The following is a 20,565-nucleotide window of genomic DNA, read 5'->3' on the forward strand; positions in this document are numbered from 1 at the left end:
TGGTGGCCGAGCCGTCGAATCTGATCGGGCCCGGTCCGTCTAACGGGCTTTGCGCCCTGATCGCAGATCATGTGCGCGTCCTGCGCGGGGCCCGGACATCTGCATCATCCGCAGCATCGGCAGCGGATGATGCAGAGTCGGCAGTATTAGGGGGGCAGCGGCCAAAGCCGTTCCGGCTGTCGTCCGCCGGGGAGCGGCGGGATTTTCTGGATGTCCGGGATGCGGTGGAGGCGTATGGCCTGCTGCTGCGGCTGGGCGAAAGCGGCTGCGTGTACCCAGTCGCGTCGGGCGAGTTCCGTTCGCTGGGAGAGGTGGCGGCTGCGTTCGACTTCGCGTCGGATGTGCCGATCCAGTGGGAGATCGGCGATTCGGCCGGGCCGTCGCCGGAACCTGCGGATGATTCGGCCGTGCGCGCTCTAGGGTGGCAGCCCCGTTACCCTTTTGACCGCTCGGTGGCCGATATGATCGCCGATGCCGCACCATCGGAATGATAGAAAAGGAAAAGGAGGAGTAGGCCGATGCCTGACGTATCGGTGGTGATCCCGTTCTACAACGATCCTTATGTGGCGGAGGCGGTCGAAAGCGTTCTGGCGCAGACGCGCAGCGGCATCGAAATCATCGTCGTCGACGACGGCTCGGTGCGTTGTGCCGACAAGTTGGCCAGATACGAAGGCCGCATTCATTATATAGGGCAGGCGAACGGCGGTACGGCCGCCGCCCTGAACACCGGTTTCAGGCTGGCAAGCGGCACGTATGTCGCATGGCTCAGCTCGGACGACAAGCTCCATTCGGAGAAAATCGAACGGCAGTATCGGGCGATGTCCGCCGAGAGCGCCTGGCTCGGGCATACGGCCTTCAGCGTGATCGACGGCCGCGGGAAGGTGACGGAGAGGTGCGTATCGCCGCCGGGCTTGGACTGTCCCGCTTTTTACCGCGCGTTCGTCGGAGCCAATCCGGTCAACGGCTGTACGGTCATGATGCGCAAGGAGCTGTATACCCGGCTCGGGGGCTTCGATGAATCGCTCGCCTACACGCATGATCTGGATTTCTGGTACCGCGCGATGCTGGCGGGTTATCCGTTTCATTACCTGCCGGAGCCGTTGACCTATTATCGCAAGCACAAGGGCATGGGCACCTTGCGGCACCGGGCTGCGGTTACGGCGGAAGCACAGGCGACATTCGCCCGTTACGCCGCTCCGTGGCGCAGGTTTCTGACGCAAATCGGCGTGCAGGCCCCATAAGGGTTTGCACGCAATTTGATGATCATCACTGTGCAGCCGTTAACCGGACAGAGCGAGGTACGATGCTTGCCTGCGCGTCATGCGCACATCTATTGTACAAGGCGGTATGTGCTGCAGGTCGGTTATAGCGTCCAGCGCAGCAGCAGGCCGGCTTGCGTCAAGCCGCCGCCGAAGCCGTAGAGCAGCAGCGAATCGCCGCGCTTCAGCCTACCGTCCTTCACCGCAGCGTCTATCGCGAGCGGGATGGAAGCGGCCGATGTGTTGCCGCAGTTCGTTACGCTGTGCAGGGTCTTTTCCAGCGGAATGCCGGTACGATCGCAGATCGATTCGATCATCCGCATATTCGCGCTGTGCGGCACGAACCAGCTGAGCTCCTCCGTGCGCATGCCGTTTGCCTCAAGGAGTGTCTTGACGCCCTCCGACACGTTTGTAACGGCCCATTTATACACCTCGCGTCCGTTCTGGACGATGCGACCGCTCGCTTGCAGCGGAAATTCGCCGAGGGCGGGAGCGAGCGCGGAACGGTATAGGTGGTGGCCGGACTCGCCCTGGGTCGAAACGGAGGAGGCGTTGAACGAGCCTTGTCCGTCAGCTGCCGTTTCTACCAGGAATGCCGCCGCGCCGTCGCCGAACAGGATGCACGTTGTGCGGTCCGTGTAATCGGTAATTTTGGACAGCGTCTCGGTGCCGATGACCAGTACCTTCCGGTGCAGGCCGCCGAGCAGCAGTCCGTTAGCCATTTGCAGCCCGGATACGAAGCCTGCGCATGCGGCCTGCACATCGGCCGTGCCGCAGGCCAGGATGCCGAACGCGGCCTGGACGCGTGCGGACACGCTCGGAAAAACCGTATCCGGCGAAGAGGTTGCGGTTAAAATATAGTCGACGTCGCTGATGTCCGAGCCGTACCGCTCGACGAGATTGCGTACCGCCGATATGGCCAGATCGCTGGCATATTCGTTCTCTGCGGCGATCCGCCGCTCGGAAATGCCTGTCCGCTGCACGATCCATTCGTCGTTCGTGTCGACCATCGCCTCCAAATCGGCGTTCGTAAGCACACGTTCGGGTACATAAGCGCCAATAGCGGTAATGACCGCCTGCGAATGAAGGGGACCCGCTAGAAACATCGCGACCAACTCCTTATTGTCTGATATTAGTATCTGGTACTAATATTAAGGGATTTACTTTTGAAAGTCAATGTGGGGGTGTTGGGGTGGTTGGTGTCAGAATTGTTGAGAAAGTTTGCGGATGGCATTTGGATGAGAACGGTCGAGTGGTTGCTCTCGAGGAGACATAATATAATGGGTTATGATAAGTTATCATGTAATAATAGCAAGGGTTGAGCGTTGTTTTCTGTGAAAGTTAAGATATAATGTAAACGAATTCAAAAATATTGACGAATAATAAGTCGCGGTAATCGGGGGGGAGGCTGCTCATGTGGGAATTGCTGCCGATGATGTTCGAACGACTGGGCATCATCGTTACGGTCGCCTTCGTCATGACCCGCTTCTCTTATTTCAGAAGGTTGATCGATCAGAAGGAAATTACGACCCGTCAACAAATTAATATTATCCTTATGTTTGGCTGCTTCGGCATCATAGGCACGTATACGGGACTTACCGTAAACGCGAATCAACTCGACATTTCCCGCTGGACGCTGGGGGTCAGCGAAGAGGAGGCCATCGCAAATTCCCGCGTCATCGGCATTGTCGTCGCGGGGCTGCTGGGCGGCATTAAGGTCGGCGTCGGCGCCGGACTGATCGCGGGAGCGCATCGGCTTCTGCTCGGCGGCTTTACCGGCTTCGCCTGCGGCTTGTCTACCGTAGTGGCCGGGATCCTCACGGGGTGGATCCGGAATCGGCTCCGGCGGGACAGCCACAGCTCGGCGTTGACCGCGTGGTGGGTCGGCATGCTGGCCGAATCCGTGCAGATGCTGATCATTCTGCTCGTCGCCAGGCCGTTCGACCAAGCATGGTCGCTCGTACAAAACATCGCCGTGCCGATGATTCTCGCGAACGGCGTCGGCAGCGCCCTGTTCATCGTCATCATTCGGAGCGTCATCCGCGAGGAGGAGAAGAACGGCGCCGTCCAAGCGCAGAAGGCGCTGCGTCTCGCCGACCGCACGCTGAAATACATGCAGCGGGGCATGTCCGCAAGCTCGGCCGATAAGGCGTGCCGCATCATCTTGAGCGAGGTCGAGTCGGCCGCAGTCGCGATCAGCGACGGACGCTCCATCCTCGCGCACGTCGGGCTCGGAGAGGATCACCACCATCCGGGCGATGCGGATGCGCACGGTCTCCCCCCCGCCTTCCGTACGGTGCTCCATACGGGCACGTGGATGAAGGAGAGCGGCGGCGACATATGCTGCGCTCGCCCGGATTGCACGCTGCAAGCCGCGATTGTCGCGCCGCTTCTCGAGAATGATAAGGTCGTCGGGACGTTAACCTTTTACTATATCTCGGAGAAAGCGATTACGCCGACCGTCATCGAGCTCATTACGGGCTTGTCGCGTCTGTTAAGCCGCCAGCTGGTGCTCGGGCAAGTACAGCGCTATCAACGTTTGGCGGCGGAAGCGGAAATCAAAGCGCTGCAGGCGCAAATCAGCCCTCATTTTATGTTCAACACGCTCAATACCGTTGTGTCGCTGACCCGTACCGACCCGTCGAAGGCGAGGAAGCTCCTTATCGCCTTGTCCCGCTTCCTTCGCCAGAACGTCTCCGGCTCGCAGAACGACAGGGTGCCGCTATCGGTTGAGCTGGATCATGTAAAGGCGTATTTGCAAATACAAGAAACGCGATTCATCGACAAGCTTAACGTTACCTATGACATCGACGAACGCGCGTTGACCCGCGAGGTGCCGTCGATGCTGCTCCAACCGCTCGTCGAGAACGCGCTGAAGCACGGCCTGAAGCCGATGAAGCCAGGCAGCGAAATTCGCATCCGAATTCGGGAGGAGCTTCAAGGCGTGCTCGTTTCCGTTGAGGACAACGGCCGCGGCATCGAACCCGAGCGGATGAGGCAGCTCGCGGAAAAGCCGCTGCCTTCCAATGAAAATACCGGAATCGGCTTATACAACGTAAACAAGAGGCTGCTGCACACCTTCGGTGAAAGCGCCGGATTGCAGATGGACAGTGAGCCGGGACGGGGATCCCGCTTCCGGTTCCTCATCCCGACAGAAGTAGAGGAGGCGCTGCACTATGAACGGACCCGTGAAAGCTTTAGTGGTTGACGATGAACTATACAGCCGGCAAGAGCTTACGCACCTATTAAAGCGATATGATCTGTTTACGCTCGCAGGCGAGGCGGATACCGGCGGCAAAGCGCTGGAGCTTATATTTCGTGCGGAGCCGGACGTCGTATTTCTTGATATCGAACTGCCGGACATGACGGGGTTGGACTTGGCCCATGCCATCATGAGGCTGAAGAGTGCGCCGTTGATCGTATTTGCGACGGCATTCCCGGATTACGCCCTTCCCGCGTTCCGATATGAAGCGATCGACTATTTGCTGAAGCCGTTCGATGAGGAGCAGCTGCATCAAACCGTCCAGCGTATCGCCAAGCACATCTCAGGCGTCGGGGAAGCGGCGAAAGAGGACGCTTGGGACGTGGCGGCAGCGGTTGCGAAAGCGGCGCCGGCGAAGCTCGCCGTGGAGGAAGAAGGTAAGATCGTGTATCTCGTTCCCGCGGATATTATTTATATTGCCAGCGAGAATGGCATGTCTCATGTATATACGCGACAGCATAAATACGTAACGAAACTGACCTTGAAGGAGCTGGAGCAAAAGCTGAGAGAGCAGTCGTTCCTTCGCATCCATAAGAGCTTTCTCGTCAATCTGGCGTTGGTCATCGAGCTTACACCTTGGTTTCATGGAGCCTATCAGTTGAAGGTGTCTGGCCGGAACGAGTCGATCCCCGTGAGCCGCAACTACGTGAAGGAGCTTAGGGAACGATTAGAGCTGTAAGCGTTGCCGCGCGAAGTGCCGTCATCCCGAAATCTGTGCAGCTTATCCTCGAAAATGAACACGTTATCCGCAAACATGTGCGTCCGCGCACCAATGATGATAATGTGTAAGCGTATACATCAATGTGTTCGAAGGAGGCTTGCGATCAGATGATTACCTTTCTTACGGCAATCGTCTTATTAATTATCGGTTATTTCTTATACGGCAAGTTTGTGGAAAAGGTGTTCGGCGTTAAGGAAACGCGCACGACGCCTGCATACTCGATGGGCGACGGCGTGGATTACGTCCCGATGGGCAACAAAAAGAACGGCTTAATCCAGCTTCTTAACATTGCCGGCGTCGGACCGATCTTCGGCCCGATTCTCGGAGCCCTTTACGGCCCGGTCGCTTTCTTGTGGATCGTATTCGGCTGCATCTTTGCCGGGGCGGTTCACGACTATTTGACCGGCATGATTTCGATCCGCAACCGCGGCGCGCATCTTCCGGCGCTTGCGGGCAAGTTTTTCGGCAATGGAACGAAGCATGTCGTTAACTTCTTCGCTATATTGCTTCTCGTCCTGGTCGGTACGGTGTTTGTAACCGCTCCCGCTCAGCTTCTGGCCAACATGACGCCGGGATATTTGACGCTTGGCGTCTGGATCGCCATTATTTTCGTCTACTACTTGCTTGCTACATTGCTGCCTGTCGACAAGATCATCGGCCGCTTCTACCCGTTCTTCGGGGCGCTGCTGCTGATCAGCGCGGTCGGCGTTGGCGTCGGCCTCATCGTAACGGGCGCGCCGATTCCGGAAGTGTCGCTTGCAAATATGCACCCTAACGAAGTGCCGATCTTCCCGCTCTTGTTCCTGACGATTTCTTGCGGCGCCCTGTCCGGCTTCCATGCGACGCAATCGCCGATTATCTCCAGAACGCTTAAGAACGAGAAGAGTGGCAGGCAAATTTTCTACGGCATGATGATCGTGGAGGGCATTATCGCCATGATCTGGGCGGCGGCGGCCATGAGCTTGTTCAACGGACAATCGCTCAACGAACTGATCGCAACGGCCGGACCAGCCGGCGTTGTCAGCCAAGTATCCTTAACGATGCTCGGAGCGATCGGCGGAACGCTGGGGATCCTCGGCGTTATCGTGCTGCCGATCACGTCCGGCGACACGGCCTTCCGCAGCGCGCGGATGATTATTGCCGATTACTTGAACATTGCACAGAAGAACATGACGCCGCGATTGATCATTGCGGTTCCGATGTTCGTCATCTCCGTCTTCCTGACGCAGATCGATTTCAACCTCTTGTGGCGCTACTTCTCTTGGGCCAACCAATCGACGGCCATGATCGCGCTGTGGGTCGGCGCCATGTATTTGCTGTTAGCCGGCAAAAATCATTGGATCGCCTCGATTCCCGCCGCGTTCATGACATACACGTCGCTCACATATATTATGAATGCGCCGATCGGCTTCGGGCTCCCTATGCAGGTCGCTTACATCGCAGGCGCAATCGGTACGGGACTCGTCATCGTCTTCTTCATCTACATGGCAAGGAAGCATATGGCGGCGCAAGGCAAGCTGCTCATCGACGACGACTTCGACATCATTCCGTCGCGCTCGGTCAGCGCTTGACGGAAACCAAAAGACCCTCTCGCCGGATTGGCGCAGAGGGTCCCTTCTTTCATATTCGCCCGGAAGCGTAATGCCTAACGTCTTTTTCGTTCCATCCTCGAACAGCACCGTTCTGCTCGTCACTTTTCCATCGAAATACACATTCGCTTTCTTAACCACCGTTACACCCGCAAATTGCGTCATGCCCCCGCACTAAATCGGCGCGAGGCGCGGAGATGCTGCTTGCGGTCCAATGGACATACAAGTGCACCGGCGAGCAGTTCCTGTTGGATATGGCGGACAAGGTTGCGGCATCGAGCAGCGTCCCTTTCCCTGTCGCTTCATAATAAGCGACCGCCGCCTCGATGGTATTTTCGCTCACGCTCATTTTCATCTCCCACGACCTGCATGTGGTGGAATACATGAGTGATGAGGTCATGGTCATGTATTTAGGCAAAGTCGTTGAAAAAGGGTCGACGGAGAAAATTTTTGAGAATCCGGGTCATCCGTATACGCGCGCTGCTGCTTTCGGCTCCCTCCCTGGATGATGAACCGGGCAGATCGAGCGACGATGCACCTTTGCTTGGGGAACTACCCCGTCCGCTGAATCCGCCATCGGGCTGCCGGTTCCGCACGCGCAGTGCCCACGCGGAGGAACGCTGTGCCTTGACCGTTCCCGCGTTAACCGAAATTTCATAGGGTCATGAAGTGGCTTGTTTTATTCATGAAGCATGATTGTATATTCAAATTCGAGGGCGCTGTACCGCAGCCATTAGAGTACGGGGCAGCCCTTCGTGCTATTGGGCCAACCAGAGTTTTCAGGTCGGCCTATTTTGATAGGCGGTTTAAGATGGCGGTAGCCGGGAGAACCGGATAATCAATGAAAGAGCTGTTGGAAATGGAACCGGGCAGATTTCACTTGCCCCGGTCTTTTTTTTGCCGTAATGTTGTATTACATTTGAATGCGCTTACCTCTTATGTGTGCAGCCGTATACCTTTGAGGAAACGGAGACCGTCCATGGATACTTTACTCGACTTGTTCAAATTCAAAAAAATCCGCGGCAAACTGTTTATCCTTACGACGGTTATCACGCTGATTCCGATGCTGTTCATCAGTATAGCCGTTTACCGGATATCCGCCGACCGTCTTATGCTCAAAGCGGAGGAGCAGAGCTTTGCGGCGGGCAGCATCGCCAACCAGTATCTCGATCGGATTCTGGTCGACTTCAGAGACTTGTTCAACGTCATCATCAGCAGCTCGCAAATTCAATGCACGCTAACGGGAAGCAGCGATCAGGTATGCCAGAACGTACAAGCCGCGAACGATGAGAGCGATTACAGTTATATCCGCAACTCGTATCGGATCAACAACGCGATGAATACGATCACGCAATCCAAATCCTATGTCGTCCGTTATGTGATCTATCATATGACGGCGCCGCCGGAATGGCGGTTATACGGTACTTATATCAGTCCCTCGGAAGCGGAGGATTGGTATAAAGAATTAGGGGAAAACAATATGCCGTTGATCAGGGACGGGAGATCGCTCGACCAGAACCGGAAAGAGAACGGGGAAATGATGCTTGTCGGCAAGCTTCTGAAAAGAACGGGCGGGGATTTCGAACCGCTCGGGTTTATCATTTTGGAAATCAATAAAGAACGGTTTTTCGAGGGTTTTTCATTTCTTAATGCGGACGAGAAATCCCGGTTTATGATCGCAGACAAAGACGGAAAATTGCTGTACTCCCTTCCGAATGCAAATGAGGAGAAGGAGATGAATGCCGCGTTGTACGCAGCCGCAAGGCAGGCCAATCCGCATGCCGGCCAGTTTGTTTCCATCAATAGGCAGTGGATGGGTGCGGTACAGCAGAGCCAGCTTTTCGGCTGGTCGATTATGCATGTCATTGATGCGGGCAGTCTGTCCGAGGATGCGCGTTCGATCAGGACGATTATTATATGGATCTTCATTGGAACGCTTGTTTTCGGTTTGCTCCTGGCCAATTGGATCAGCGGCACGATTCGAAGGCCGCTTAACCGATTGTCCCTGCTTATTAAAGTGAACGGTTCGATCGATCCCCCTTCGATTGTCCGGTTTGACGAAAAGGATGAAGTCGGGCAGATCGGCCGGCGGTTTCTGCGGATGATCGATGAGAACAAAGCGCTTAACGAACAAGTCTATAATGCGCTCATGAAGCGGAAGGAAGCCGAGATTCACGCGCTGCAGGCTCAAATCAATCCGCATTTCTTGTATAACACATTGGAATCTCTGAAATGGCTGGCGTTCTCCCGCAACCAGCCGGATATCAGCGACGTGATCGGCAAGCTCGGCAAGTACTTCCGATTGACCATCAATAAAGGTAATCAAACCATTGCGGTACAAGAAGAACTGGACCATGCTCTCGCCTATTTTCAGGTGCAAAATTTTCGCTATACGGATCGGTTCGATCTCATTTTCTCCTTTGAGGACGACATCAGCCGCTATTTAGTCCCGAAGTTCATTATTCAGCCTATCGTCGAGAACGCCATTTACCACGGCCTGAAGGAAAAGGAGGGACAAGGTACGATTGTCATATCCGGTGAGGTGGAGGCTGGTATCCTGTCGTTTCGGATCACCGATGACGGCCAAGGAATAACACCTGAACGCATCAAAGAGATTACGGATGCGCTTGATGCGGAAGAGACGAGCGTTACCTATGGATTGAAAAATGTGCACGACCGTTTGAAACTTGGATTCGGCCAGGGTTTCGGAGTGAGCATAACGAGTGAACCGGGCCTCTATACGACAATCAAGCTGGCGATGCCGGCGATAATGGAATCGGGGGGAGCGGCCCATGAACCAAACGATGCAGCAAACGATGAAACGAGCGGTAAAGGCTTTGATCGTTGACGATGAATTTCATATCCGCCGCGGTATCCATACGGTCGTACCTTGGAGAGATTTCGGCGTGGAAGCCGTCGAGGAAGCGGGGGATGGAAAAAACGCGATGGCGCTGTTCGACGAGCATTCGCCGGACATCGTATTGCTTGATATTAACATGCCTGGGATAAACGGTATGGAGGTAGCCAGGCATATACGCGGCCGAAACGGATCAACCCAAATTATTTTCTTGACGGGCTATGACGATTTTCACAAAGCGAGAGAAGCGATTACGCTGCAAGCTTCGGACTATCTGCTAAAGCCGGTATCCTATGACGAACTTTTGCAGTCGTTGGAAAAGGCGGCCATGAAGGTGACCGTAAACCGCAAGGAATCGGGCTATCTGGATGATCTGCAGCGAAGATTGGCCATACCTGGCAGCAGGGGACAAAAGCTGCTCGCCAAAGAATTGTTTGTGCTCGGCGAGCTTCGTGCGGGAGCGGGGTCCGGGTGTCAGGGAATGATGGAAGAATGGTTGGACGAGCTGAGTCAATTGCCCCTTACGGAAGCTAAAATCATCGCTTCGCAATTTGTCGTCTATGCGGCCCGATTGTCCGATGAGATGGGGCATGAACTGCCGGTACACGCGCAGCAATCACTCGAAGCGCTGGGCGGGTGCGATACCGTTCAGGGTTTAATGAAACAAGTGCGCGAATTTATTACAATTCTATCCGAACGGGTTCGGAAATCCATGGATAAGCCCGTCACCCATTCGATTGAACAGGCAAGGGAATGGATCCGCGAGCACTTGAGCGAGGAGATAAGCTTGCAAACATTGGCTGCAGCCGTTCATCTCAATCCTTATTATTTGAGCCGTTTGTTTAAGCAGGAGACGGGTGAAACCTATTTGGAGTTTACGACGCGAATCCGCTTTGAGAAGGCCCGTGAGTTGCTGATAAGCAGCGCGTTGAAAATGCATGAAATTGCCGAGCAGGTGGGCTTCACGGATGCCAATTATTTCAGCATTGCATTCAAGAAGCACCAGGGAGTCAGCCCTACCGATTTTAGAAAGAGATTTCAATAACTTCCCAAAAAGAAGTCAATAAATCAAAGACCGGCGCAACGGATTCTATGGAACATTCCCCGCCGAAACCTGCATAATAAATTTGTAAGCGCAACCATCGATGGAGGGGGAAAAGCAAATGGCTCAACGTAAACGGTCGATTGTGATTATGCTTGTGCTGGTATTGGCGCTCGTGGTGTCCGCATGCAGCGGCAATTCCGGAAGTTCGGGAAATACCGGCGGCTCGTCCGACGGCGGGACGGCCGGCAATAACGCAAATGAGCCGGCAAGCCCGCCGAGCGGGGAAAAGGCCAAGCTCAAGTTCATGTATTGGGGCAGTGCTTTCGAGAAAGAGGCAATGGAGAAAATGATCAAAGCCTTCAACGAATCCCACCCTGGCATCGAAGTGAAAGGCGAGCACGTGCCAGGCGACTACAATGCGAAGATCAATACGCTGATGGCCACCGGCGAACTCCCGGATGTGGCCTATCTGGGAGAAGGTTTGGCCCTGAAATGGGCCGCGGACGGCAAAGTGCTGGATATGACGGAGTATCTGGACATGTATCCCGAGCTCGGAAACCGGCTGGAACAATCTTATTATTATTACGCGCCGGGCAAGACGATCGGCACGAACACGGCGGCCGAAATCATTACGCTGTATTACAATAAGGATTTGTTTGATGAGGCGGGACTGGAACTACCGCCGACGGGCGGAGCCAATGCCTGGACCTGGCAGGAATTCGTGGATGCGGCGAAGAAGCTGACGAAGGATGGCAGCGGCAGAACGCCGAACGATGCCGGCTTCGACCCGAAAAACATCGTGCAATACGGCGTTTCGTTCCCGACCTGGATGGGCGGTTGGTATCCGTTTCTCCTGAGCAACGGCGCGGATATCACGAATGAGGACGGCACGAAATATGCGCTCAACTCGCCGGAAGCGGTCGAGGTGTTCCAGGCGCTGCAGGATTTGATGTACAAGGACTACGTGGCGCCGACGGCCACCCAGCAGCAGAATATGCCGGCAACGAACGTCAGGCTGCAGACGAAGAAAGTAGCCATGGCGATCGAAGGCCAATGGGCGCTGCTCGACTTTGCCTCGACCAAAATGAATTTCGGGATGGGGGTCCTTCCGAAATTCAAGGAAGCGAAGACGATGATGCTCGGAGCGCCCACCGTCATTTTCTCCAGCACCAAATATCCGAAGGAAGCTCTGGAATTCTATATCTATCATAACAATCCGGAGCAAGTCGATCTTTACAAGAAAGGTCTCTGGATGCCGCTGGAAGACAAATATTACACCAATCCGGAGGCGATTGATTCGTGGATCAAGAACGACGCCCACCCGCCGGAATATAAGGAAGCGGTTATCGATTACACCTTGACTTACGCCGGTCGTTCTCCCTCTTACTCGCTTAAAAACTTTGCGGAAATCGATCCCAAAATCTCTGCCGCGCTGGACAAGATCTGGACGAATAAAGAACCGGCCGACAAAGTGCTTCGCGATATGGAAAAGGATATTCAGCCTCTGCTTCAAGGGAAATATGACGTCGAATGATGAGAGGCTCCAGGAGAGTCCTTGTTCCTAAGGGCTCTCTTTTTCCGCAAGCCTCGTTCGTCCCGAGATTATGGTATACGAGGAGGAATGGCATGAACGCCGTCGCAGACGAACTTTCCGTCAATGCCGCGCAGCTCCCGCGTAAAACGCGGCTGTCAGGGATCGCGCGCATGGAAAGAAAATGGGGGATTTTATTCGCGCTTCCCGCCATGTTGGGATTTATCATCTTCGTGGTCGGGCCGATGATCGCTTCGCTTATTTTTAGCATGACCGACTGGAGTATCGGGTCGGACATGAAATTTACCGGTTTGGAAAATTACAGGGCCATGGCGGCCGACGATCCGCTGTTCAGCAAATCGCTTTTTGTGACGCTCTACTATACGATCGGAAGCGTGCCGCTCGGTATTATGGCCGCCTTTCTAATCGCCATGCTGCTGAACCAGAAGGTGAAAGGACTCGCCATTTTTCGCACCGTTTATTATTTGCCGGTACTGGTGCCCAGCATCGCGAACAGCATGTTATGGCTGTGGCTGTTTAATCCCGATTTCGGTTTGTTCAACTCGATGCTAAGAAACGTCGGACTGCCGGGCTCTCAATGGATTTACAGCGAGACGGCCGCGATTCCCTCCCTTATTTTGATGAGTACATGGGGAGTCGGCAATGCCGCGGTTATTTTTTTGGCCGGCCTTCAAGGCGTTCCGGGCCATCTGTACGAGGCGGTTGAGGTGGACGGCGGCGGGGCGCTGCGCAAATTTTGGCATGTCACGCTTCCGTCTATGACGCCGACCATCTTTTTCAATGTCGTCATGGGGATGATCGGCACGCTGCAGGTGTTCGACCAGGCTTACGTCATGACCAACGGCGGCCCGAATAACGCGACTTTGTTCTACATCTTTTATTTGTACCGCAAGGCGTTCTCGGAAGCACAGATGGGTTATGCGGCAGCGCTTGCCTGGGTGCTGTTCCTGATCATCATGGCGCTTACCGCCCTCGTTTTCCGCTCATCGCGGTTTTGGGTCTATTACGAAGGGGAGGGGAAAGGATGAGCATCAGCACCGCGAGACTGCTGCATCGGTTCGCCGTTTACTTTATTTTGATTGCGGGCAGCATCGCCATGGTTTTTCCGTTCGCCTGGCTGCTCCGAAGCTCGCTGATGTCCACTGCGCAAATTTTCATTTTCCCGCCGGAGTGGATTCCCAGGCCGTTCGAGTGGCGGAACTATAGCGATGCGCTGACCGTCGTCCCCTTTTTCCGCTACTTTCTGAATACGATGACGATTGAATTGTCGGTTGTCGCCGGTGTGGTCATGACGAGTACCATGGCCGGCTACAGCTTCGCCAGATTGAAGTGGCCCGGCCGGAATCTCGTGTTCGGCTTGATACTCAGCACCTTGATGCTTCCTTACGCCGTCACCTTGATTCCGACGTTCGTCCTCTGGAAATCGCTTGGCGCAATCAACACGTATTGGCCGCTGATCGTTCCGGCCTGGTTCGGAGGAGGAGCGTTCAACATCTTTTTGCTACGCCAATTTTTCAACACGATTCCCAAAGATTTGGACGAAGCGGCTTATATGGACGGGGCAAACCCGTTGACCGTTCTTTGGCGGATTCTGATCCCGCTTTGCACGCCGGCGCTGATCGTGATTTTGATTTTTACGTTTATCGGCACGTGGAACGACTTTCTGGGTCCGCTGATTTATTTGAGCGACAGCAATAAATTTACGTTGGCGCTCGGGCTCGCTTCCTTCCGCGGGATGTACAACGCGCAATGGGGCTATTTGATGGCCGCTTCAACCGCGATTGTGGCGCCGATCATCTTCCTGTTCTTCATCGGGCAGCGCTATTTTATCGAAGGCATTACGCTTACCGGGATTAAGGGGTAAATTCGACTTTTATAGGGAGGAACACGAATGAGTACGCATACGGCGGGACGGCTGCGACATTGGGGACATGTACCTTTTACGAGCGTGAACATCAGCGGCGATTTCTGGCGTCCGCGAATCTCGCTGCTGAAAGACATTACGTTAAGGGTTTGCCTGGACAAATGCGAGCAGACGGGCCGAATCGCCAATTTTGCGAAAGCGGCCGGACTTGCCGAGGGTGAGTTTCAAGGCATCTATTTCGATGATTCCGATGTGTACAAAGTGCTTGAAGGGGCTTCCTATTCCCTCATGCTCGACCGTGACCCCGAATTGGAAGCGGAGATCGACCGCATCGCGGCGCTTATTGCCTCGGCACAGGAGGAGGACGGCTACTTGTGCACCTACTTCACGCTCAAGGAGCCGGACCGCAAATGGACCGATATGGAAAAGCATGAGATGTATTGCGGCGGCCATCTGATCGAGGCGGCGGTCGCTTATTATGAAGCCACAGGGAAACGAACGCTGCTCGATGCCGCATGCAGGCTGGCCGATCACTACGACAGCCTGTTCGGTCCCGGCAAACGCCATTGGGTGGAAGGGCATGAGGAAATTGAGCTGGCGCTTGTCAAATTATACCGGGTCACCAAGGAAGATCGTTATTGGAAATTGTCGTTATGGCTGCTGGAAGAGCGGGGACGCGGCCACGGTGTCGGAGCGATCTGGGATAAAGAGGAATGGGGGCCGGGCTACTGCCAGGATGACGTGCCTGTCAAGGATATCCACCATGTAAAAGGTCACGCCGTACGCGCCATGTATCTGTACGCGGCTATGGCCGATGTCGTTCATGTCTCCGGCGACCCCGATTACCTGAATGCTCTGCTGCGTGTGTGGTCGCATACGGTGGAAAGGAACATGTACATTACGGGAGGGGTCGGGCCTTCCCGGCATAACGAGGGATTTACGCATGATTACGATCTGCCTAATGAGAGCGCCTACTGCGAAACGTGCGCCGCAATCGCCATGGCCTTCTGGAACCACCGGATGAATCTGCTGCTCGGCGATGCCAAATACGCCGACATCGTCGAACGCGAAATGTACAACGGGGTGCTGGCCGGGCTCTCGCTTTCAGGCGACAAGTTTTTTTACGTCAATCCGCTCGCGTCCAAAGGCGATCATCACCGAGTGGAATGGTTCAATTGTTCGTGCTGTCCGACGAATCTGGCGCGCTTCCTTCCCTCCGTCGGTAATTACGTCTATGCGTGTTCGGAGAAAGGGATCGCCGTGAATCAGTATATCCAGGGAACCGGCGTCATTCGGTTGGAAGAAAACGATACGAATGTTAGGTTGAAGCAAACGACGGCTTATCCGTGGCAGGGAGACATCGCCCTTGAGGTTCTGCCCGAGAGAGACGAAGCGTTCGAAATCCGTGTGCGGATTCCTGGATGGTGCAGGGGATACCGGTTGGCAGTGAACGGGGAGCCGGTACCCGCTCTCGATGTACGGCTCGAAAGCGGTTATGCCGTCCTTGAACGGAAATGGATACAGGGGGACGTCGTCCTGCTGCAGCTCGACATGCCCGTGGAGATCGTGCGTGCCCGACCGGAAGTGGAAGCGAATAGGGGCATGATCGCGATCCAACGGGGACCTGTCGTTTACTGCGTTGAACACGCCGACAATCCGCATCTGGAGTATCAGTCCTTCTCGGTACGCGCCGGTGAGGCTTTCGCTTATGAGTACCGTGCGGATGTATTGGGAGGGGCTGTCTTGCTGGCCGGCAATACCGAAGAAGGGAAGCCGTGCACGTTGATCCCTTACTATGCCTGGGACAACCGACAGCCCGGATTCATGCAGGTATGGATCACAGAAGCTGAAGACCGATCGTTGTATGCGTGGTAGCGACGAATAAACCTATTGCGATGGGAGTGTTTACGCGATGACAATGCGGCAGAGTTTGAAACAAACGGCATTCGAGGCATTGCCGCTCGGAAGCATCAAACCGGAGGGGTGGCTTAAAGACCAGCTCCGCATTCAGGCAGACGGATTGACCGGACATTTGGAGGAGCATTGGGCGGATGTAGGTCTGGACAACGGCTGGATCGGCGGATCGGGCGAAAGCTGGGAGAGGGGGCCTTACTACCTGGATGGGCTTGTTCCTTTGGCGCATTTGCTGGAGGACGAGCGGCTGATCGCCAAGGCGAACCGGTGGATTGAATGGTCGCTCGCCAGCCAGAAGCCGGACGGCTCTTTCGGGCCGGAACGGATTGAAACGGTGAACCAGGATATCGATAAGAACCATGACTGGTGGCATTACATGATTATGCTGAAGGTGCTTATCCAGCATGAGGAAGCAACCGGCGATGAGCGGGTGGTGCCTTTTTTGCTGCGATATTTCCGTTATGTTTCCGCCACGATCGACAGGCTGCCCCTTAAGGATTGGGCGGAGGCGAGGGGCGCGGAGATGCTGCTTGCGGTCCAGTGGACATACAAGCGCACCGGCGAGCAGTTTCTGTTGGATCTGGCGGACAAGGTTGCCGCGCAGACGATGGATTGGACGGGGATTCTGCACGATTTCCCGTTCTGGCGCAAGGTCGAGCATTGGGACCATCGGACACATGTCGTCAATGTGGCGATGGGCGTCAAAACGCCGGCCATCCGATACGAGCTCACCGGTGATCCCGAAGAGGAGGAAGCGGTTCGGCGCGGGATTCAAAGCCTGATGACTCATCACGGTCAGGCGCACGGCATGTTCTCTGGGGACGAATGGCTGTCCGGCACTGATCCGAGCCAAGGGGTGGAGCTGTGCGCGGTCGTCGAATATATGTTCACGATGGAGCATTTGGTGCGGGTGTTCGGCGACGGGCAGTATGGCGATATTCTCGACAAAGTGGCCTTCAACGCGCTGCCGGCCGCGATTTCGGCGGATTGGACCTCGCACCAGTACGATCAGCAGGTGAACCAGATCATGTGCAATGTCGCCACGCGGAACTGGAGCAATAACGATGAGGCGAACCTGTTCGGCCTCGAACCGAATTTCGGATGCTGTACGGCAAATATGCACCAGGGCTGGCCGAAGCTGGCGGCGCATCTATGGATGTCGGACGGAAAAGGCGGCCTTGCGGCCGTGTCCTACGCGCCTTGCTGGGTGCAGGAGAAAGTGGGAGCCGGCGGCACAAAGGCGACGCTCGAGGTTGGCGGCGGCTATCCGTTCCGCGAGACGGTGACGATGAAACTGCGGTTAGAACGTCCTGAACGTTTCGCGCTGCGGCTGCGGATTCCGGCGTGGTGCGATCATCCGGCGCTTGCGATCAACGGCGAAATGGTACGGATGGACGTAGAGAAAGGATTTGCTTGCATCGAGAGGGACTGGGTTGACGGCGATACGGTCGAGCTGCGGCTTCCGATGGAGGTGCGCGCAACCCGCCGCAATCTTTATGCAACCAGCATCGAGCGAGGTCCGCTGGTGTATGTTCTGCCTTTGGGGGAGATTTGGCAGCCACACATTAAGCGGGAGCTTTTCAGCGATTGGGAGATCTATCCGTCCTCGCCTTGGCGCTTCGGTTTGTATGAGGGAGCGGACTTCTCGGTCGTTACGGAAGATATTCCGCGCCAGCCTTTTCTCGCCAGCCAGGCGCCTGTTCGACTTAAGACGGGGGGAAGTCTGGTGCGAAACTGGCGGATGGAGTCGAATAACGCCGGGACGCCGCCGCTCAACCCGGACACCAAGGGCCAAGCTGAGCAGGAGCTGGAGCTCGTGCCCTACGGCAGCGCCAAGCTCAGAATCGGAGAATTTCCGCTCATTCGTACGAAGTGATTCGTACAGAGATACCATGCCTTTCAAATCCAAGAAAGAAAAACTACAGCTTTCTGATGCGGATCGTGAAATGCTTCAACGAATCAGTAAGGCGCCTTCGGAAGAGTTTCGGCGTGTTTGCGCGCGCGTATTCTTCTTCATTATGCTGACGGATTGGTATTCCAAAGATCGCAGACATTCTGGGTACAATTGTGCCTAAGGTCAACCGTTGTGTCGACAAAGCACTGACGGAGGGCACCGAAGCCGCTTTGCTTGAAGAAGAGCGTACCGGTAGACCTCCCGAAGTAACGCCAGAGGCCAAAGCATGGGTCATCTCATTGGCACGCCAAAAGCCCAAAGAACTGGGTAATTCCTCTGTAGTATGGACACAACGGCTTTTCTTATGACAGTTCGAAGGTAAAGACGGAAATCGCGAATGTAAACAATGTAATCAATCAATTAATTTTTGTATTAACCATGCTGCTGCGCCGGCATCGGCTGAGCGGTTTCTTTCTCGTTAACGATGAAAGAATGATGAAATAACGATACCCAAGGGGCGCCATCTATGTGTGGAAAGGGTATAATATAGGGGATGAAGCGAACTCTACAAGAGGCTGCTTGTGTGGATGCGCAAAGTTGATAAAAGAAATAAAGGAGATACGATGACGGAGAAAACAGCAAATATAGAAACAGGATGGAACTTCGACAACAGTTATGCACGTCTACCGGAATCCGTTTTTACCAAGCTCGACCCAACCCCTGTGCGCTCACCGAAATTGATCATTCTTAATCGTCCGTTGGCGGCATCCCTGGGATTGAACGACCAAGCGCTGCAAAGCGATGATGGGGTAGCGGTGCTGGCCGGCAACCGGATTCCTGAAGGCGCTTTGCCTCTTGCGCAAGCTTATGCAGGGCATCAATTCGGGCATTTTACGATGTTAGGGGACGGCCGGGCTCTGCTGCTTGGCGAACAGATCACTCCCCTGGGTGAGAGGGTTGATATTCAGCTTAAGGGTTCAGGTAAAACGCCATACTCCCGCCGTGGCGACGGTCGAGCGGCGCTTGGACCGATGCTGCGCGAATACATCATCAGCGAAGCCATGCAGGCGCTTGGTATTGCCACTACCCGCAGCCTGGCGGTGGTGGCAACCGGGGAGTCCATTATCCGTGAAACCGAGCAACCCGGAGCAATTCTGACCCGCGTGGCTGCCAGTCATCTGCGTGTCGGCACTTTTCAATACGTCTCACAATGGGGCAGTGCCTCGGATCTCCGGGCCTTGGCTGATTACACATTGCATAGACATTTTCCGGAGGCTGACGGTAATCACAACCGCTATCTTTTCCTGCTTCAGGAAGTAATCAAGCGTCAGGCCGGGCTGATTGCCAAATGGCAGCTCGTTGGCTTTATTCACGGGGTGATGAACACCGACAATATGGCCCTTAGCGGAGAAACCATTGATTATGGTCCTTGCGCCTTCATGGATGCCTACGACCCGGAAACGGTATTCAGTTCCATAGACACTTATGGCCGCTATGCCTATGGCAATCAGCCGCATATTGCCGCGTGGAATCTCGCGAGATTTGCCGAAACCCTGTTGCCGCTGCTGCATGACGACGAAGCTCAGGCCGTCAAACTCGCCGAGGATGCGATTGCTGATTTTGCCGAGTTGTATCACCGTAACTGGCTCGCGGGAATGAGGGAGAAACTCGGAATCTTTAACGAAGAGCCAGAGGACGAAGCCCTTATTGAAGGCCTGCTCCGTATGATGCAGAAGCAGCGTGCGGATTACACCAATACGTTCCGCGCATTAACCTTTGATAAGCCCGAGGATACCGTCTTGTTCGGCACAACGGAATTTGATCAGTGGCATGAGCTGTGGCAGGCGAGACTAGGCAGGCAGCAGGAACCAAAAGCCTCCTCGCAACAGTTGATGCGCAGCAGCAATCCCGCAGTAATCCCTCGCAACCACCGGGTTGAAGAGGCACTGGAGGCTGCGGTGAAACAAGGAGACTACAGCGTGATGGAGCGGCTGGTTGACGTCCTTTCGAGGCCCTGCGCGCACACGCCCGAACAGGCTGATTACTCCACATTGCCTGCGCTAACCCATCCTTACCGAACTTTCTGCGGTACCTGACATAGAAGTGGTAGACCAACCAATTAATGGTCCATAAAATTTTAATAATCCTACAGAAAAGGGCATGTTAATTGGCCCTTTTCTTCTGAAGGAAATCAACGGTGAATCCAGTCATAAGCAGCGTGTCGTATTGCTGCCGGAGCTGGTCGTCAGAAGGTCCACCTTTGCATGCAATCAGATGGGGAATCAAACCTGAATACCAGGCGCTTCCCGGCGCCGATCCGGCAAAAAGCATGAATGCCATCGCCAATTCCAATCCGAAGGTACGGGACATCGCTTCGACTTTTGGGATACCGGCCGTGTACGCTTCTTATGACGAATTGCAGCAGGATCCCGATATTGACGCGGTTTACATTCCCCTGCCGAATGCGCTTCATTCTGAATAGGTCATGAAAGCCGCGGAGCAAGGGAAGCATGTGTTCAACGGAATTTTAGCCATCCGTCGAGGATCGCGGGCACGAGTTGGGATATCGTGTGGCGGCGCATCGGAGCTGGTGGTTGTGGACGTATCG

14 protein-coding genes and 3 pseudogenes are annotated in these 20,565 nt (G+C 54.9%); 15 read left to right on the forward strand and 2 right to left on the reverse strand.

All coding sequences use genetic code 11. The features are described from left to right. Positions 1-491 (forward strand): annotated as a pseudogene (locus tag BG52_RS02030) (NAD-dependent epimerase/dehydratase family protein); the annotation flags it as partial. A gap of 27 nt (positions 492-518) precedes the next feature. Next, entirely contained in the window at positions 519-1,241 is a 723-nt protein-coding gene (locus tag BG52_RS02035) for a glycosyltransferase (RefSeq protein ID WP_036580549.1), read from the forward strand. A gap of 122 nt (positions 1,242-1,363) precedes the next feature. Here BG52_RS02035 and BG52_RS02040 read toward each other — a convergent pair whose 3' ends face one another. After that, complete coding sequence (locus tag BG52_RS02040) at positions 1,364-2,365, reverse strand: ketoacyl-ACP synthase III (protein WP_036580550.1); 1,002 nt, start codon at positions 2,363-2,365, stop codon at positions 1,364-1,366. 308 nt (positions 2,366-2,673) lie between these two features. Between BG52_RS02040 and BG52_RS02045 the strand changes: the two genes are divergently transcribed. The 3 genes from BG52_RS02045 to BG52_RS02055 all read left to right on the forward strand — a co-directional run bounded on the left by BG52_RS02045 (position 2,674) and on the right by BG52_RS02055 (position 6,813). Then, a complete protein-coding gene (locus BG52_RS02045) occupies positions 2,674-4,467 on the forward strand; it encodes a sensor histidine kinase (protein ID WP_036580551.1) in 1,794 nt (597 codons plus the stop codon). Next, positions 4,436-5,200 (forward strand): LytR/AlgR family response regulator transcription factor, encoded by a 765-nt coding sequence (locus tag BG52_RS02050; RefSeq protein WP_036580555.1) that lies wholly within the window; start codon positions 4,436-4,438, stop codon positions 5,198-5,200. Before BG52_RS02045 ends, BG52_RS02050 begins: the two co-directional genes overlap by 32 nt. Before the next feature lie 149 nt (positions 5,201-5,349). Further along, positions 5,350-6,813, forward strand: a complete 1,464-nt coding sequence (locus tag BG52_RS02055; protein WP_036580557.1) for a carbon starvation CstA family protein — start codon at positions 5,350-5,352, stop codon at positions 6,811-6,813. Positions 6,814-6,861: 48 nt separating this feature from the next. Here BG52_RS02055 and BG52_RS15115 read toward each other — a convergent pair. Beyond that, positions 6,862-6,996 (reverse strand): annotated as a pseudogene (locus tag BG52_RS15115) (pyrimidine/purine nucleoside phosphorylase); the annotation flags it as partial. Between the two features lie 814 nt (positions 6,997-7,810). On the opposite strand from BG52_RS15115, the gene BG52_RS02065 reads away from it, so the two are divergent. From BG52_RS02065 to BG52_RS02105, 10 genes and pseudogenes are all read left to right on the forward strand, one after another. Next, the gene (locus BG52_RS02065; protein ID WP_036580560.1) at positions 7,811-9,679 is read left to right on the forward strand and encodes a sensor histidine kinase; all 1,869 of its coding nucleotides are present in this window, start codon (positions 7,811-7,813) and stop codon (positions 9,677-9,679) included. Continuing rightward, on the forward strand, positions 9,624-10,733 hold the full coding sequence (locus BG52_RS14730) for a response regulator (RefSeq protein ID WP_051587618.1): 1,110 nt from the start codon (positions 9,624-9,626) through the stop codon (positions 10,731-10,733). Before BG52_RS02065 ends, BG52_RS14730 begins: the two co-directional genes overlap by 56 nt. Before the next feature lie 118 nt (positions 10,734-10,851). Beyond that, positions 10,852-12,267: an ABC transporter substrate-binding protein gene (locus BG52_RS02075; RefSeq protein WP_223298896.1), complete on the forward strand. Its 1,416-nt coding sequence runs from the start codon at positions 10,852-10,854 to the stop codon at positions 12,265-12,267. A gap of 92 nt (positions 12,268-12,359) precedes the next feature. Next, positions 12,360-13,313, forward strand: coding sequence for a carbohydrate ABC transporter permease (locus BG52_RS02080; RefSeq protein ID WP_051587617.1), 954 nt, complete (start codon positions 12,360-12,362; stop codon positions 13,311-13,313). Next, positions 13,310-14,149 (forward strand): carbohydrate ABC transporter permease, encoded by an 840-nt coding sequence (locus tag BG52_RS02085; RefSeq protein ID WP_036580562.1) that lies wholly within the window; start codon positions 13,310-13,312, stop codon positions 14,147-14,149. Before BG52_RS02080 ends, BG52_RS02085 begins: the two co-directional genes overlap by 4 nt. 27 nt (positions 14,150-14,176) lie before the next feature. Further along, positions 14,177-16,024, forward strand: coding sequence for a glycoside hydrolase family 127 protein (locus BG52_RS02090; protein ID WP_036580563.1), 1,848 nt, complete (start codon positions 14,177-14,179; stop codon positions 16,022-16,024). A gap of 37 nt (positions 16,025-16,061) precedes the next feature. Further along, complete coding sequence (locus tag BG52_RS02095; protein WP_223298897.1) at positions 16,062-17,939, forward strand: beta-L-arabinofuranosidase domain-containing protein; 1,878 nt, start codon at positions 16,062-16,064, stop codon at positions 17,937-17,939. Between the two features lie 381 nt (positions 17,940-18,320). Further along, a pseudogene (locus tag BG52_RS16735) lies at positions 18,321-18,461 on the forward strand (hypothetical protein); the annotation flags it as partial. Between the two features lie 119 nt (positions 18,462-18,580). Then, the gene (locus BG52_RS02100; RefSeq protein WP_036580622.1) at positions 18,581-20,053 is read left to right on the forward strand and encodes a protein adenylyltransferase SelO; all 1,473 of its coding nucleotides are present in this window, start codon (positions 18,581-18,583) and stop codon (positions 20,051-20,053) included. 164 nt (positions 20,054-20,217) lie between these two features. Beyond that, positions 20,218-20,439 (forward strand): Gfo/Idh/MocA family oxidoreductase, encoded by a 222-nt coding sequence (locus BG52_RS02105; protein WP_036580565.1) that lies wholly within the window; start codon positions 20,218-20,220, stop codon positions 20,437-20,439. The last annotated feature ends 126 nt before the right edge of the window (positions 20,440-20,565 follow it).

The organism is Paenibacillus darwinianus (genome assembly GCF_000598065.1).
GTDB classification, from domain to species: Bacteria; Bacillota; Bacilli; order Paenibacillales; family Paenibacillaceae; genus Paenibacillus_I; species Paenibacillus_I darwinianus.

Coding starts and splice junctions, on each gene's coding strand:
- BG52_RS02035 (WP_036580549.1), top strand. CDS start 519: ATGCCTGACGTATCGGTGGTGATCCCGTTCTACAACGATCCTTATGTG.
- BG52_RS02065 (WP_036580560.1), top strand. CDS start 7,811: ATGGATACTTTACTCGACTTGTTCAAATTCAAAAAAATCCGCGGCAAA.
- BG52_RS02100 (WP_036580622.1), top strand. CDS start 18,581: ATGACGGAGAAAACAGCAAATATAGAAACAGGATGGAACTTCGACAAC.
- BG52_RS02040 (WP_036580550.1), bottom strand. CDS start 2,365: ATGTTTCTAGCGGGTCCCCTTCATTCGCAGGCGGTCATTACCGCTATT.
- BG52_RS02075 (WP_223298896.1), top strand. CDS start 10,852: ATGGCTCAACGTAAACGGTCGATTGTGATTATGCTTGTGCTGGTATTG.
- BG52_RS02080 (WP_051587617.1), top strand. CDS start 12,360: ATGAACGCCGTCGCAGACGAACTTTCCGTCAATGCCGCGCAGCTCCCG.
- BG52_RS02045 (WP_036580551.1), top strand. CDS start 2,674: ATGTGGGAATTGCTGCCGATGATGTTCGAACGACTGGGCATCATCGTT.
- BG52_RS02050 (WP_036580555.1), top strand. CDS start 4,436: ATGAACGGACCCGTGAAAGCTTTAGTGGTTGACGATGAACTATACAGC.
- BG52_RS02090 (WP_036580563.1), top strand. CDS start 14,177: ATGAGTACGCATACGGCGGGACGGCTGCGACATTGGGGACATGTACCT.
- BG52_RS14730 (WP_051587618.1), top strand. CDS start 9,624: ATGAACCAAACGATGCAGCAAACGATGAAACGAGCGGTAAAGGCTTTG.
- BG52_RS02095 (WP_223298897.1), top strand. CDS start 16,062: ATGACAATGCGGCAGAGTTTGAAACAAACGGCATTCGAGGCATTGCCG.
- BG52_RS02055 (WP_036580557.1), top strand. CDS start 5,350: ATGATTACCTTTCTTACGGCAATCGTCTTATTAATTATCGGTTATTTC.
- BG52_RS02085 (WP_036580562.1), top strand. CDS start 13,310: ATGAGCATCAGCACCGCGAGACTGCTGCATCGGTTCGCCGTTTACTTT.